The 15,266-nt window shown below is 71.4% G+C and carries 10 protein-coding genes and 1 tRNA gene; 4 read left to right on the forward strand and 7 right to left on the reverse strand.

Annotation, left to right across the window (positions count from 1 at the left end; genetic code table 11):
• Positions 1-17: 17 nt before the first annotated feature.
• Together JDY09_RS02985 and JDY09_RS02990 are read left to right on the forward strand one after the other, a co-directional pair.
• A tRNA-Gly gene (locus tag JDY09_RS02985) sits at positions 18-90 on the forward strand.
• Positions 91-586: 496 nt separating this feature from the next.
• Positions 587-2,425, forward strand: a complete 1,839-nt coding sequence (locus JDY09_RS02990) for a hypothetical protein (RefSeq protein WP_274717530.1) — start codon at positions 587-589, stop codon at positions 2,423-2,425.
• A 138-nt stretch (positions 2,426-2,563) separates the two neighbouring features.
• Here JDY09_RS02990 and JDY09_RS02995 read toward each other — a convergent pair whose 3' ends face one another.
• The gene (locus JDY09_RS02995; protein WP_274717531.1) at positions 2,564-3,856 is read right to left on the reverse strand and encodes an SGNH/GDSL hydrolase family protein; all 1,293 of its coding nucleotides are present in this window, start codon (positions 3,854-3,856) and stop codon (positions 2,564-2,566) included.
• 331 nt (positions 3,857-4,187) lie between these two features.
• Between JDY09_RS02995 and JDY09_RS03000 the strand changes: the two genes are divergently transcribed.
• A complete protein-coding gene (locus JDY09_RS03000) occupies positions 4,188-5,588 on the forward strand; it encodes an FAD-binding oxidoreductase (protein WP_274717533.1) in 1,401 nt (466 codons plus the stop codon).
• A gap of 316 nt (positions 5,589-5,904) precedes the next feature.
• Here JDY09_RS03000 and JDY09_RS03005 read toward each other — a convergent pair whose 3' ends face one another.
• From JDY09_RS03005 to JDY09_RS03030, 6 genes are all read right to left on the reverse strand, one after another.
• The gene (locus JDY09_RS03005; protein WP_274717534.1) at positions 5,905-6,636 is read right to left on the reverse strand and encodes a glutathione S-transferase family protein; all 732 of its coding nucleotides are present in this window, start codon (positions 6,634-6,636) and stop codon (positions 5,905-5,907) included.
• An 83-nt stretch (positions 6,637-6,719) separates the two neighbouring features.
• Positions 6,720-8,231: an alpha/beta fold hydrolase gene (locus JDY09_RS03010; protein ID WP_274717535.1), complete on the reverse strand. Its 1,512-nt coding sequence runs from the start codon at positions 8,229-8,231 to the stop codon at positions 6,720-6,722.
• Positions 8,232-8,328: 97 nt separating this feature from the next.
• Positions 8,329-9,816, reverse strand: a complete 1,488-nt coding sequence (locus JDY09_RS03015) for a Kelch repeat-containing protein (RefSeq protein WP_274717537.1) — start codon at positions 9,814-9,816, stop codon at positions 8,329-8,331.
• On the reverse strand, positions 9,813-11,156 hold the full coding sequence (locus JDY09_RS03020; RefSeq protein ID WP_274717539.1) for a PKD domain-containing protein: 1,344 nt from the start codon (positions 11,154-11,156) through the stop codon (positions 9,813-9,815). Before JDY09_RS03020 ends, JDY09_RS03015 begins: the two co-directional genes overlap by 4 nt.
• Positions 11,157-11,175: 19 nt before the next feature.
• Positions 11,176-11,763 carry a hypothetical protein gene (locus JDY09_RS03025; RefSeq protein ID WP_274717540.1) on the reverse strand — a complete coding sequence of 196 codons (588 nt, stop codon included), beginning with the start codon at positions 11,761-11,763 and terminating at the stop codon, positions 11,176-11,178.
• A gap of 9 nt (positions 11,764-11,772) precedes the next feature.
• The gene (locus tag JDY09_RS03030; protein ID WP_274717541.1) at positions 11,773-13,464 is read right to left on the reverse strand and encodes a hypothetical protein; all 1,692 of its coding nucleotides are present in this window, start codon (positions 13,462-13,464) and stop codon (positions 11,773-11,775) included.
• Positions 13,465-13,622: 158 nt separating this feature from the next.
• On the opposite strand from JDY09_RS03030, the gene JDY09_RS03035 reads away from it, so the two are divergent.
• Entirely contained in the window at positions 13,623-15,266 is a 1,644-nt protein-coding gene (locus JDY09_RS03035) for a TolB family protein (RefSeq protein WP_274717542.1), read from the forward strand.

Raw genomic sequence — 15,266 nt, forward strand, 5'->3', positions numbered from 1 at the left:
GTGGCGCTGCAAGCCGTGCGGACGTAGCTCAGTTGGTAGAGCGTCGGCTTCCCAAGCCGAAGGTCGCGGGTTCGATCCCCGTCGTCCGCTCTCCTCGCGGCGGACTCCGTGGTGCCTAGTAGAGGAACCGCTCCCGCGTGCCGCCAGCGGTGACCACTCGCGGGTCCCCGTGCAACCGGGTTGCGCGCGCAACGCTGCCCGCAAGGGACCTCTTCCGGGCCGTGCGTAGGTCTGTCCCAACCGTGTACGATTCGCGCGCCTCGTCCTGTTCGGCGCTCCCGCGCATGCTTCGGCCTCCGCGGGTGTCGTAAATGCGTGCAGCGTCGCAGTTTCACCCAGTCCGTCGCGTATGATCTGATCTGATCTGATCTGATCTGCCGTCTGGCGTTCGTTGAGCGAGAAGCATCCCGGCCGCTGTTCGCTGTTAGTTCTCCTGCTCTGCCTCGCGAGCACGCTTGTCGCTTCGCCGCGTGCTGTGTCTGGCTCTGCGCACGCAGCGACTGCGCCAGGGTTCGTAGCTGCTCCCGCGCCCGCGAGCCGCGCGCAGTCTGCTGCCGTAAGCGGAGCGCTCGCTGAAGGCACCCGCTTGCGGAGCGATCTCGAGCGGGCCGTCGCGCGCACGATCGACAGCTGGGTCGCGCGGCAGCGCCCCGACGGCACGTTTCCCGACCCCTTTCGACCCTGGTGCCTGCGCCGCTGCGGCGGCTACGACGAAGCGATCCTCGGTTACGCGCTGCTCTTGCACGGGCTGCGCAGCGAGCGTGGCTCGTGGCTCGACGCGAGCGCGCGGGCGCTGCGTGCCGTCCTCGCCACGCCGGCGCCGAGGGACGGAACGTTCGAGCCTTTCGCGCTGGCGTCGTCGTACCGCCTGCTGCGGGCATGGCTCGCAGGTGATCGGGCGACGGCGCAGGACAGCGCTCGCTTCGCCGGGCTTGCCGGGGAGCTGCGCGAGCGCGTCCGCCAACTGCGCCCCCTGTACATCGGCGCGTCCTCGCAGCCGTGGAACAAGCCGTTCGTCGAAGCGGTCACAGCGATCGAGATCGCACGGTCGGATGTGGCCGCCGACGGGCCAGACGGGACTTTCGCAGGCGATGCAGCGGAACTCGCTCCGCTCGCGCTCGCCTACCTCGCGGAACAGTCGCGCAAACTAGCCGCCCGCAGCGGCACGCGCACAGCGAGCGGGCCAGCAGCGGTTGTGTCGGACCCGCCCTACTTCCCCGCCGCTTACCACGCGCTCACCACCGCCTTCCTTGCGCGCGGGTTGGGCCTGGTCCGTGACCTCCCGGTGCCCGACCGTGTGCGTGCGGTCCGCTCGCTCACGACGACGATCGTCCGCGGTGTGCGCGCCACCGCCTACCTTGCCGCGCCCGACGGGGACATCGCTTGGCGAGGGCGCTCGCAAGAGCAAGCTTGGGCACTCGCCTTCGCGGCATACGCGGCCGCGAGCACGCGCAGCGGGTGCGGCAACGAGCTTGCTGCGTTGTTGGTGCGCCGGCTGTTGGCCCGCTACCGACGCGCTGACGGGTCACTCGCCATCACCCCTCTCGCTGCCACCGCGACCGACGCGCGCGCCTATGACCTCCCGGTCGAGCTCGGTCTCGACTGGTACGCGAGCGATCCCGCGTACAGCGGCCTGACTCTCGCCGCGGTCGGCTGGCTGATCGAGGCCCTCGACGCAGCGCAGGCAGCGCGGGCACGCAGCGGCACCCCAGGTCGGGGTAGGTGCTTGCTCCCCGGCGAACGCCGCGGGGCGTGGGTGGTCGGTCGTGGCCGTGCCGCGGTTGCGATCGCACGAGCGCGAAACGACTGGGTAGCCTTCGGCGCCCGCAGCAGTGGTGACCTGCGGATCGACGTCGGTCTCCTCGCTTGGAAGCACCGCGACGCCCACGGCCGGTGGCGCGACGTCGTGCCGCTGCGGCCGATCGGTTCGGGCAGCGCCGGTCCGTTCCTGGTTCGGCGCGGGCGCCTGGGCGCCGGTGCCGTCTCGTGGTTTCGCTGGCAGCGCGACCAGCGCACGCTCGTCGGGCGTGTGTGCTTCCGCTCGGTGGCCGATGCCGGCAGCGCACAGGAGGCGGCACGCCGCGCCGCCGTCCTTGCGGCTGGCGGCGACACAGCCGGCGGCTGCCTGTGGCGGCGCACTTTCCGGGCCCGCGTCGGCGAGGGCAAAGTCACGCTCGTGCTTTCCGCGCGGCCGGGAGACGTACTCATCCAGGCGCTCTTCCTACCTGCCACTTGGCGCGTGGCGCGTGATGCGCGTGGTGTCCGCGCGGGCCGCTTGCTGGTGACTTCCAGCGGGCTTGTGGCCGCCTCCCCTGACCGGACACGCTACGCCTCGGCGACCGAACGCAACCTTCGCCGCATAACGCTGGTCGTGCGCGCAAGGCGGGGACGGCGCCTAGCGCTGCAGCTGATGCTCGGTCGCTGAGTTCCGTTCCCGGCGAAGCGAGCGTCCTAACAACCCGCAAGCCCTGGTGTGCGGATATCGATGCCACTTTCGTAGAGCATCGCGTTGACCGGTCGAATTGCCACGCGCCGAGACGGCGCGTAGCGCTGTGCAGCTATCTCACGACCTGACGCCGATGTGCACGACTCGGCCCTGGCGAATGCGCAGAAACACACCGCCGCGCGCAACGAGGTAGCGGCCGCGGCGCGCGAGCGCGAGGCGACGACGGAGCGCGGCTGTAACTCGGTCCCCGGCCCCCAACCCGCGATATGTGTGGCCGCGGGCGTTGGTGAACACCGCGACGGTACGTCCGCGGCTGAAGACCACGGTGACAGCTCCGCCGCCGCGCACGCACCAGGTCCACGCGTTGCGCGACCGCGTCTGCGGCCTCCCGGCCTGGCGCAGCAGCGAGCCCGCACTTGTGCCGAGCCGGAAGCGGCCTACTCCGGAGCGCGTAAACCGCGCGCGCGGCGCCACCGGGCAGCGGCGCAGCGCGCGCACCTCGCTGCCGCCGTTGGGTGTACCTGTGCCACTACGGGGTGTACCCGTGCGACTACCGCTGGTCGGCGACTGGCGCTCGGCGCGCGGGATGCGCTCCATCGCGTCGAGCACCATCCGCCCATAGCCCGCGAAGTGGCCGAAGCGGTTCGGGTGGTAGCTACTCACGATTTCCGTCATCACGCCGTTGATCCAGGGGTTCGGGCTGCAGACCTCGTGCCCCTCGAACACGGATATTGCGTCGAGGAAGTAGAAGCCCGGTCCGGCCGCCGCGACGCGCTCGCGGATCAGGTCGCGGAGCATCTCGGCGCCACGGTTGAGGCGTTCGATGCGCTCGGGCGTAAACAGAGCTCCCCCGGTGCAGTTGGGCGGCCGGCCGCGGTCCTGAAACAGCCGCGGATACCCGAGGACCAGCACTCGTGCGTGCGGCGCCCGCTGACGGATCGCGCGGTACGTGCGGTCGAGCTTGGCGGGCAGCTCCTCGCGCGCCTTGCGTTCGCCCTCGGCGATCTCCTCTTCGCAATTGCCTGCCAGGCTCGCGCTCGCGCACGCGACGACGATGTCCGCGAAGCCGATGTCGTTGCCGCCGATCGTCACCGTCACCCAGCGGGTATCGGCGGTCAGCCCGTCGAGCTGTTCGCGCAGCAGGTCGTCGGTGGTTGCGCCCGAGCATGCCTCGAACACCAGGTCGAGATCACCGCGCGCGATGGTCACCACAGCGGGATACGCCTGCTCGCTGCGCAAGCACTGGCGGTCGAAGTAGTTGCCGGTGCCTGTCCCCGACGAGTAGGAGTCGCCGAGCGCCACGTAGCGGGCGCGGGCGAGCGCGTTCGGCGTCGCCGCCCCGAGCGCGAAAACTGCAAGTACTGCCAGCGCCAACGCGCGCAGCGCCGGAAAGGCACCCCTGCCCCTCATCGCGGTCGATGTTACGGCTACTGCAGGGGCTCTACAACGGGCAAGCGATCGCCAGCGGCACGTGCAGGGGAGCCACTGCCGGGTTCGGATGGTCAGCTGGGTTCATCGCGCGGCGCACGAGGTCGTACGCTCGCCGCGTGAGGAGCAGGGCCAGGACAGAGGTCGGCGACAGGAAGGGATTCGACAACGTGCACGGCCGTAGGCAACTCCGACTAGTCGCCGACATACCCGCGCCGTGTCCGTTACCTGGCGCGCCGCTGGAACAGCGGGGACGCTTTTATCCCTCTGATCTAAACGGGCAAGCATCGCGCCACCTGCTGGTGCTGTCGCCATGACTTTCGACAGACGCACAACGGGGGGACTCGAGTCGACCTTGCGAGCGGCAGTGGGGCCGGCGCACGTGATCGTCGATCCGGCACAGCTCAAGGCGTTCGAATGCGATTGGACGCGCCGCTTCCAAGGCCGTGCCCGAGCCGCGGTTTTGCCCGCCGACAGCGAAGAGGTCGCTGCGGTGGTGACGGCAGCGGCCGAGCACGGCGTCGGCGTCGTGCCCCAGGGTGGTAACACTGGGCTCGTCGGTGGCTCGGTCGCGCGGTCAGGCGAGCTCGTGCTCTCGCTCAGACGACTGCGAACGCGCGGCAAGATAGATCTGACGAACCGCACCGTCAGGGTTGGCGCCGGGGTCACTCTTGCCGAGCTCGACGACCTCGCACGTCCGCACGGCTTGGCAGCGGGGCTCGACCTGGGAGCTCGCGATGCAGCGAGCGTGGGGGGGATAGTGGCCTGCGACGCTGGTGGCCACAACGCGCTCCGTTACGGAACCGCTCGCCGGCGCGTGCGCGGCCTCGAGGTGGCGCTTGCCGACGGTTCCATCGTGTGGATCGGTCCGCGCGCTCCCAAAGACAACGCCGGCTACAACCTCGTCCCGCTGCTCGTCGGAAGCGAGGGGACGCTCGCCGTAATCACCGCTGTCGAGTGGGAGCTCGTCCCGCGACCGGAGCGCCGCGCGACGGCTCTGCTCGCTGTCGACTCGATGCCACGAGCGCTCGAGTTCGCGCTGGCGCTGCGCGCGTCGGTTCCGGCGGTGGAAGCGATCGAGTTCATGTGCAGCGCGTCTTTCGCGCTGCTCGCCGAGCAGCTCTCGCTCGCCGCGCCCGCCCCGCTGCGGCCGGTGGTCGAGAGCGGCGGGTTTGCGCTGCTCTGCGAGGTCGCCGGCGACAGCGACGATGTCGAGCGCTTCGCGGCTTTCGTCACCCGTCGCGCGGCCGGCGAGCGGGCGACGCTCGCCAGCGACGAGGCGCAGCGCACGCGCCTCTGGCGCCTGCGCGACGCCGTTCCCGAGGCCGTTGCACGGGCGGGTGTCGCCCACAAAATCGATGTCGCGCTGCCGCCGCAAAACCTGGACGAGTTCGATCGGCGTTTGCGTGAGCTGTTCGCAGACCGCTTCGCGCCACCGGCCCGGCTGGTTTGTTTCGGGCACCTCGGCGACGGCAACGTGCACGTGAACGTGCTGGGTTTGCCGCCTGATTGCGAAGACGTGGACGCGGCCGTGCTCGAGCTCGCGGCCGCGTGTGGCGGGACGATCAGCGGCGAGCACGGCATCGGCACCGCCAAGGCTCGCTACCTCCACCTGGTGCGCAGCGAACACGAGATCGCGCTGATGCGAGCGATCAAGCGTGCGTTCGACCCACGCGGCGTCTTAAACCCGGGGGTGCTTCTGCCCGAACCCTGACGGCGGCCGCTCCTCGGTCGCGGGCAGGCTTCGGCCGCGACCTGGCGGCGCCAGGGCGCGCCCTGCCGACGTTCCGCTCCCAGAACACGCCGATCGGGGCGCGGCGCGCGAGTGTGCAGCGACGATGGCGGTGCTGGACTCGGGCTGGCGTTGGCGCGCCGGCTGGCACGCGCCGTGGGCGGTGAAGTGGTGGCGTTCCCGGTCCCCCCGGCCGCTTCGAACTGCGCTTGCCAGCGGCTTGAGCAGTCCCTCTCGCCGGGTGGTCCGTGTGTCGGGTAGAGCGCCGTGAGCTAGCGCCGAACGGTGCCGCCGCTCGTCAGCTACGGGTGGGGGCGATCCACTCGTCCGGCACCCGCACCGGCACCTCGCGCGGCTCGCCCACCACACGGCGGGCGAGGTCGGCGGCCGGCCGTCCCTCGATCAGCGGCCGCAGCTGTGGGAATCGCATCAGCGCGTGGACCGTGGTGGCGATCTGGAAATCGGCGGCGTTCGGCTCCTCACCGCCGATCGTTCCGTCGGCGATATACGTGTCGACACGCTCGAGCTGCTCGGGCAATGTGGCGATGTCGCGTCGCACCCGTTCCTCGCTCGCCCCCACCGCGGTAGCGAACCTGCGCGCGATCGGCGCCGTGGTGCGCGCCTGCAGGGCGGCGAGCGGAAGCTTCGACTGCCGTGCCAGTTCCGCACGTGCCTCGGGGTCGCGCGCCAGGATCCACCGGAAGATCCGGCGCGGCACCGGCTGGAACTCGCGCTCGCCCCACTCCTCGGCCTCCGCCACGCGCGCGCGCAGTCCGGGCTCGGTGGGGAAAAGAACGCCGGGGAACAGCTCGTCGAGATAACGACTTATCGCTGTCGATCCCTGGATCCTGCGCCCGTCGATCACCAGTGCAGGGACGGTTCCCCGCTCGAAGCCGCGAGCGCGCACCACAGCGGCGTGCAAACCGGGCGGCAGCTCGACCACACGGTGGTTGAGCCCGACCCGGCGCAGCATCAACTTCGCGGCCAGCGCCGGGTGCGAAGGCGGAATCGAATAGAGCGTCGCGGCCATGCCGGCAGCCTACCGCGGGTCGCAACGCCGCTATCGCTTGCGCGACCGGCCCGACGGCCGGTCGCGCAAGCAGCGAGCGGTAGCTAGCGCGCGATCCGTTTCAGGAACGGCAGCAGGTACTTGACGAACTCGTTGCGCGGGTAGGCGCCCGCCGGATCGTTGTGGGCATACGTGCTCTGCCGGTTCACGAGCACAACGTTGCGCTTCGGGATCCCCGCCTGACGCGCAAGATCGCGCGCGGCCTCGGTGACGAGCCGCCCGCCCGCGGCGCCGAAGGCATAGATCCGCAACCGCTTCGGCAGCTTGCGTCCGAGCGTGGCACGGACACCGAACACCTTCTGCGCCGCGTTCGGCGTGCCGTTGCCCACGGCACTGGCGTCGATCGTCAGGCGCATCGGGTGGTACCAGGCCGTCCCGTCGAGCCCTTGGAAGTCGATGCCCGAGAACATCCGCGCGTAACGGCGGATCGGAGTGATCTCACCAGCCTGGTCCCAGCCGCGCGGCTCGCCGCTTGGCTTGAGCTTGCCGATGTGTGCCTGGGCTGCCCACAGCGCCGGCGGCGACGTTTCGGTGTCGAGGGCATAGCCGTACTGCGCCAAGTTCGTGGGCCGCACCGGTGGCTTGAGGAACGCCGGCAGCCCCGGCCAGTCGTACGCGATCGACGGCTCGTTGGGATAGATGAGCGCAGCCAACGAGCCGGCGGTGTTGAAGAGACCGGCATAGGGTGCCGGTATGCCACCGAAGCTCAGCCACGGCGATTGCGTGGCGAACTGCTCGAGCTGCCTGCGTGCCTCGTCGGCGCTCGGGGGGTTACCGATCCGGCCGCCGTCGATGTACACAAGCCCGTCGAGATAGCGCGCGCCCGGTTTGCCACCGAAGTTCCACGTGGCGTAGGCGGTGGTGATGGTTCCGCCCAAGGAGTGGCCGCCCAACACCACGTGGCGACCACGCTTGCGCGCGAGCTGCACGACCCGGTGCAGGTCCTCGATCTCGGTGCGCATACCCCAGTTGCGCGCGAAGGCGACCTCGCTGTCGGGGATCAGCCGGATGTGCTTGGTGATCGACGGCGTCGTGATCCACCGCAGGTAGTAGTCGAACACCTGCTGCTCGGTCACTTTGCGGCGCTTGGCGAGGTTGAACACCGAATGGTCCTCGAGCAGGTTCTCGCGCCGCTCCACCGCCCACACCTGCCAGCGCGGGAGCTTGCGCACTATGTCCTCGGCGAGGGGGACGAAGTAGGTGGAGCTTGCCGACGTGCCCGGAACGAGGATCAGGATGTTCGGCGCTTTGCGCGAACCGACCGCGAGGATGCCGACGCGGTCGTACTTGGCCGGTGTCGAGGGCTCGTTGTAGCCGCGAATCCGCTCGAAACGCTCGCTCACCTTCGCCGCTGCCGATGCTGTCGTCGGGAGAGCGACGAGCATGCCGGCCGCAGCGGCAGCAGCAAGTGCCCGAAGCGCCCGAGCGCCGCGTGGCGGGCGGCGCCCAGCGCTGCGGTCTGCGGGCGCGCTCGGCAGCGTCCGACTGCGCACGCGCGACGCTGCGACTGAAACGAAACGCGACCGAAATTCGAACGGCGAGAGGAACTTCGCCATCGATCACTCCTCCAGGGTCGCTACGAACGGCGGAAGCGGCCTGCGCAGGCCGCTCGCGATCGTACCGAACGGTCGGTCGGCAGTCGAGCGAGTGCGGCTAGCGCAGCAGCGTGAACCGCCCGCGCAGCTCGCGACCGGCGTGGCGCACGACGAGCTCGTAGCGTCCTGCAGCCAGTGCGCGCGTGGCGAGCCGCACGCGGCGCCAACCGATGGTGTCCACGAGCTTGCGCCGGGCGGCGGCGCGCCGGTGCTCGCAAGCCCCGGTTAGCCGCGGGCACCGCCCTCGCGCTCTGCGCACACGCACGAGCGCGATCGTTGTCGGCCCGCGCGTTCCGGACCAGTACCGGAACACGAGTGCGGCGCGCGAGCGGACTCGCGCCGGCAGACGCAGGTCGGCTAGTCGCGCGACGGCACGCGGGTCGAAGAGTTCGGCATCGCGTAACACCCGCCCGTTCGCGAGCTGGCCACCGGCAAGGAGCACAAGACCGTCGGTGAGCGTGACGGCGATGCCGCGCGCCCGCGGGCGGGGTCGCTCGCCGACCATCGTCCAGCGGTCGCGGCGGGGGTCGTAGATCTCGGCCTCGGCCAGGTCGCCGTCGTTGCCGAACCCACCGACGACCAAGACGCGCCCGTCGGCTAGGCGCGTGGCCTGCGCGAAGCCGCGCGCCACGCGCATCGGTGCGGCACGCCGCCACCGTTGACTGTGGGGATCGTAGATCTCGACGCTACGGCGAAAGCCACTCGCGAACGTGCCGCCACCGCCCACCAGCACCCTCCCGTCGGCGAGCGCGACGGCGAAGTGGTTGACGCGCGGCTCGGTGAGAGGATCGCTCACCGTGCTCGTCGCCCGTACCGGATCGACGATCTCGGTGGCGAACAGCGGGATCGGCCGGTCACTGCGTTCGCCGCCGGCGACGAGCACGCGTCCGTCGCGCAAAACCGTCGCGGTGTGGTGGTAGCGGCCGTTCTCGAGAGCCGCGAGCGGACGCCATCCAGCGAGGGCACGCCCGTCGTCGCCTAGCGGCAGCACGTCGACCTCCCCGAGCCCTGCGCTGCCGCGCCCCAAACCGCCTGTGACCACCACCGCAGCGCTGCCGCCGTCAGCGCGGGGAACGAGCACTGCCGCGTGGTTAGCACGTGGGGAGGGGAGCGCAGGAGCCGAGACGAACCTGCCGCTGCTCGGCAACCAGCGCTCGCAGCTAGCCAGATAACCGGGATCGCGGGCTGACAGCGAGGCGCCGCCGCAGACGAGAGCGTCGCCGCCGGGCAGCACCGTCAGCGTGTGGGCGAAGCGTCCGACCGCGAGGCTGCCGGTCGCGAGCCAACGCCGCGACCGCGGGTCGAAGAGCACCGCGCTGCGCGTACCGGCGCCGCCGCTGAAACCGCCCGCCACGAGCACCCGCCCGTCGGGCAAAAGCCCCCACGCCGTGAGCATCAGCGGTCGGGGAAGGGGCCGGAGGGTCGCGAACGCTCCTTTCGGCGTGACAGCGAACGCGTCCGCCCCCCACAGAAGCGCGCAGCACACCCCCGCGACGACGGTCGCCACCGCCCGAGCTCGCCAGGGCGCTTGCCAGCCGCGCGTCATCGCCCGCGGTACGGCAGAAGCTCGAACGGCACGAGCGTACGGCGGCGCAGCGAGAGGTCGTCGGCGACGTTGCCGAGCTTGTCGGCGGCGCGGATCCGCAGGACCCAGGTGCCGGCGAAGATCCGCGCGCGGCGCGGAATCACGAAGCTCCAGCCGCCGCGCCGCCGCCGCGTGCGGAACCACAGCGGCCGCGCGCACGAACGCACGCGGAACGCCGAGCGCCCGTCGTACCAGGCGCAGAGCGGCGCCCCAGCACGCTGGCGGAAACCGGTCGTGGCCACGAGGTGCATCGCCGCCCACACGGTGCGCACACCGGAGCGGTCGCGCGCGTAGCCCGAGATCCGCACCCCGCTCCGGCCCATGCGCACGCGGCCGCCCGGTCGCGGTTGCCGCACGGAAATCGCCGGTGGCTCGCCGTCGATGATCACGACCCGCACTCGCTGCGAGGTGCTCGCCCGCCCGTCGCGATCGATCGCCGTGACTTTGGCCGCGAAAGTGCCCGTCCTCCGGTAGGCGTGCAGAGCCCGCGACTGATACGTGGTGTCGCTCGTGCCGTCGCCCCAGTCGAACCGGTAGAGAACGATCGGCGCGCTACCGGCGCGCGAGCGGCTCGCGTCGAAGCGCACCGGGCGACCTTGGCGGGCAGTGCGCGAACCTGCGATGCGCAGCTCCGCGCGCGGCGGGCTGCCGCCGAGGACGGGGCCGAGCCCACCACCGATCGGCCCGCCGCTGCCCGCTCCGTCATCGCTCGGCGGGGGCGGAGGCGGCAGGGGAAGGACGAACCACGAGTAGCGCGCCGGGCTCGCATCGACGTTGCCGGCGCGGTCGATCGCGCGCGCCTCGAACGTGTGCAAACCGTCGCCGACCGAGAGGATCACCTCGCGGTCGCACGGAGCGAAAGCCGCTCCGTCCAGCCGGCACTCGAAGCGCACGCCGTCCTCGTCGGCCTCGATAGCGAAGCGGGCGCTGCGCTCATCGCCGACCGCTCGCGGCTTGGCCGTGAACACGGTGTCGGGCGCGCGCGTGTCGATCGTCCAGCGCCACTCCACGGTGTCGTCGGTAAACAGGCCGATCTCGCGGATCTGGAAGCGGTGTTCGCCGTCGGGCAGGCCGCGCAGCGTCGTCGTCGGTGGCGAGCAGTCCACCCGCGTGCCGTCGATCCGGCACTCCGTGGCGAGCACGACACCACCTCCGCGCTCCCAGGTGAACGTGGCGTCCGGCGACGGCGAGTAGGCGGGCGGCCCGGCCACTATCCGCGCGGCGCTCGCGCTCGCTGGAGCGATCGCGAGCGCCGAAAGCACCGCCGCCACTTCGATCACCAGCGACAACGCGCGGCGCATCGCCCGCCTCGTCACCCCCTCATCGCAAACGCAGGGTGGCCAGTGCGCGCCGCAGCTCGCGCACGCGGCTGGCGGGCGCGTCCGCACGACTGAACGCCTGAACGAGATAGCGCTCGCGCCTGCCGCGAGCGACGATCACGAGCGCCCGCAGCGGCGCGCCCCGCCGGTTGCGCAGCGCCACCTCGACGCCGACCGCCGGCAGTCCGGCGAGTCGCAGCGCAGCCTCGGCGCTCGGGCGGACCGAGCGGTAGCGGGTGCGAAGTTCGCGCAGCGCCGCGGCGAGCGCATCACCGCGACTGCGCAACGCGGCGATGCCGAACACGATGCTCCGATCGGGTGCCTCGGCGCTCGCGACGCCCGATCGGTAGCGCACCCGCCAGCGCGCCGGCACGAAACCGCGCTCGGCACTTCCCGGTAGGCGTAGCGCTCGCCAGCCGGGCGGTGCCGGCGCCGGAGCGAACGACACCCGTTGCGTCGTCCGCTCGCCACCGCTCTCGCCGTCGCCGACGAGCAGAGCGACGGCCGCTGCGGCGACCATCGCCGCCGCGGCCGCGAACACCACCGCCCGGATCGAGGGGCGCGGAAGCGGCATCGCCTGCGCGCGCATCGCGCCGCGTCAGGAGGTCGGTGCGAGACGTCGCAGGCCGAGCCCGCCCGCCAGCGTCACCGCCCCGGTGAGCGCGATCAACGCGACCTCGACGCCGGTGAACGGCAGCTCCTTACCAGCGATGCGGAACGGTGCCGCAGCCCTCGGCCGCGCGTGCCGCTGGCGCACTGGCGACACCGGCTCCTCGCTGATTTCGGGGATTTCCTCCGAGACCGGCGTTGGCGCATTCGGCGTCGCTTCCGGCTGCGGCGAGCTGCTGGCGGGTTGCTGCTGTTGGCTTGCCGCGGCTACTGGCGCGGCTTTCGTTTCGGCTTGCGCGAGCGCCAGCCGCAGAGCCCCCTGCTGCGGCGCGGCCGCGATCAGCTGCCCGAGGAGGTCGCCGAGCACGGGTACGCCGGCGAGCGGGTTCTGTGCCTGCCCACCGAGGAGCGTCACAGCTAGCGCCTCGCGCACACCGTAAGGACGCTCGGCCTGTGTGCCGTTGCTGTCGTCACCGTGGCAGACGAGCGTCAAAAGTGGCGGCACACCCGCCTGGGCGTTAGCCGTGCCCTGCAGGCATCGACGGAAGTCGCCGAGCAGCGTCGCGAGGAGATCCGCCAGCGGGTTCTGCGAAGTGCTTCCACCACCACCACCGGTGATCGTCGACACGAGCTGCTCGCACCCCTGGCCCAGCGTGGGGCCAAGAACCGGGATCTGGTTTGCCTGGTCGCAGAGCTGGCCGAGCTGCTGCCCGAGCTGCCCTGGGTCGATCGGCAGCTGCTGACCACCGCCCCCGCCGGTGATCGCCCCGAGCAGCTGCCCGAGCACGCCGTCGATCTGCTGCACGAGGTCGCCAGCGGGCGTGCGCAGAGCCGCGACCGTCGACTGGTTCGACTGCTCTTGCGTCCCGTCGGTGCACGAGCGCGAGCGGCTCGAAGCCGAGAGACCTTCGACACCGAGTTGACCGCCGATGCCGATGCTGGCCACGCGCGACGAGCTCTCCGCGGTCTCGCAGCCAGTCGTGCGATCGGCGGCGAGGGTCGCACGCGACTCGGCCGCGCCTACATCGAGCACGGGCGTGCCTTGTACGCCGACCTTCGCCCGCGCCAGGGCGAACTCGTTGCGCGAACCGTTCGCGTCGGTGCTCGACTCGACCTTCGCGACCTCGAGGCAGACGAGCCCCATGCTCTGTTGACAGACCTGGTCGAGCAGGCCGCGCTGCACGGGATCGAGCGGCCCCGACCGCGACTCGCCCTGGTTCGTGGTCACTCCCACGATCTCGTTGCCGAAGAGGGCGAGCACGGTGACGTGACCGCGGTAGGTCCCGTCGGGAGCTCGATCTGCGCGCGAGCGCCCGACCACCACCTCCTCGCCGTTCCCCTGTCCGGTGGGGTCGCCCGCGAACGGACGGTCGCCCTTCGGCTGAAGATCGAGCGACAGAACAGTCCCCTGTGCGTGCGGGTTGTTGCCGTGCAGCGGTGGCGTCGCAGCTCCTGCTGTCGGCGCTTGTGCCGGACGCGCCGGCGTCACCAGGCGCTGCTGCGACGTGCGCGGGAGCTCGCTCGCAGAAGGTGCCGGCTGTTGCGCCTGAGGCGACGAGCGCCCCGGCAGTCCGAGGTTCAACCCGTCCAAACTGCTGGCGCTGGCACTGGCTGCAGCTGCCAGAGCGGCCAGCGCGCACGTCGCGCCGGCGTAGGCAAGGACAGCTCGGCGCCTCGCCACGGAAAGACGCTTCTTCGACATGACCAGATAACCCCCCTCGCCGGCCACCGTCCTGGCGACCGGCCGTCACGCTTCACACGTTTACCCCTGCCGTGATAGGCGTTCGCCGCCATGCTAACCCGCGCGCCGGTCACGCGCCAGCCCCTACCATCGATCCCGTGGCGGGCAGGTGCCGACGCGAGGGACGGCGTCCGGTCGGCGTAACCGGATCGGCGTGCGTGGCCATCGTCGTGCTGGTCGCGGCTCTTGCCGCGGCGCTACTGCAAACGGGGCGAGCGGCGCCCGCCGCGGCTGCCGAGCTACCGGCGGGCGCGCGCCTCGTGCGCGTCGCGCCGCCCGCCGCCGACCCGAACGGGGCGAGCGGCGAGCCGGCGCTCTCGGCCGACGGTCTCGTCGTTGCCTTTGCGACCGACGCCTCGAACTTCGGCCCCGCCGACGGGAACGGTTTGCGCGACGTCTACACGTTCGACCTCGCAACCGGTCGCGCCGAGCTCGTCTCGGCGCGCGCCGACGGCCAGGCGGCGAACGGCGTCTCGGGGACGCCGACGCTGAGTGGCGACGGACGGGTCGTCGCGTTCGTGACTGCCGCCGACAACCTCGTCCCAGTACCACCCACGCAGAAGACGCTCGTAGTGGTGCGCGAGCGCGGCGGCGCTCCGCAGCTCGCCAGCCGGGCGATCGGCGGTGCCGCGCCCGACGGCGACTCCTTCCAGCCCGACATCTCGGCCGACGGCCGCTACGTCGTTTTCGCCTCCGCGGCCAGCAACCTCGTGCCGGGCGACACCAACCGCAAGACCGACGTGTTCGTCTACGACCGGCTGCGCGCGACGGTCGCGCGCGTCAGCGTCTCGACGAGCGGCCGCCAGGCGAACGGCAACTCGTCCAATCCGCGCATCTCCGCCGATGGTCGCTATGTCTGTTTCAGCTCGGCCGCGACGAACCTTGTGCGCGGCGACCGCAACCGCGTCCAGGACGTTCTCGTCCGCGACCTGCTTCGGGGGCGCACGGAGCGCGTCACGCTGTCGAGCACCGGCAAGGAGCAGAACGCCGCTCTCGCCCCGCCCTTCGCCCAGGTTTGCGATCTCTCGGCAGACGGACGCTACGTGGTGTTCGACAGCGACGCCACGAACCTCGTCCGCGGCGACGTCAACGGGCGCACCGACGTTTTCCTACGCGATCGCGCGCGCCGCCGGACGATCCTCGTCTCGCGCACCGTGAGCGACGGACTCGGCTTGAGCGACAGCTTCAACCCGGCGATCTCGGGCGACGGGCGGACGGTGGTGTTTCAGTCGTTCGCCGAGAACCTCGCACCGCCCTTCGCGAGCCGCGAGCACGTCTACGTCCGAGGCGTCGGTAGCGGGGGCACGGCGACGCTCGACGAACCTGCCGCGGGACCGTTCGAGGAGTTCTGGCGCACGCCGTTGTACGTTCAACCGGCGATCGCGCAGGACGGCACCGTCGCCGCATTCGAATCGCGCCACAGCACGATCGTCGCCGGTGACACGAACGGGGTCGCCGACGTTTTCGTGCGCTCGGTCGCGCCGCCCGACACGCGCGCCGCCCGCCGGCTGCCTGGCGTCGTGCGGGGTCGCCGTGTGCGGCTCGTCGCGACATCGCCCGATCCGACGGCCGATCGGGCTCTGTGCCGGATCGACCGTCGCCGCCCCTTCCGTTGCCGGTTGCGCCGGACGATCGAGCTGCGCGGCTTGCGCCGCGGCCGCCACCGGCTGGTGGTGGCGGCGGGCGGCCCCGGCCGCTTGTACGACCGTGCGCCGCTCGTGTGGCGTTTCCGGGTGCGCTAG

It is taken from the genome of Thermoleophilum album, from assembly GCF_028867705.1.
In the GTDB taxonomy this organism is placed as follows: domain Bacteria; phylum Actinomycetota; class Thermoleophilia; order Solirubrobacterales; family Thermoleophilaceae; genus Thermoleophilum.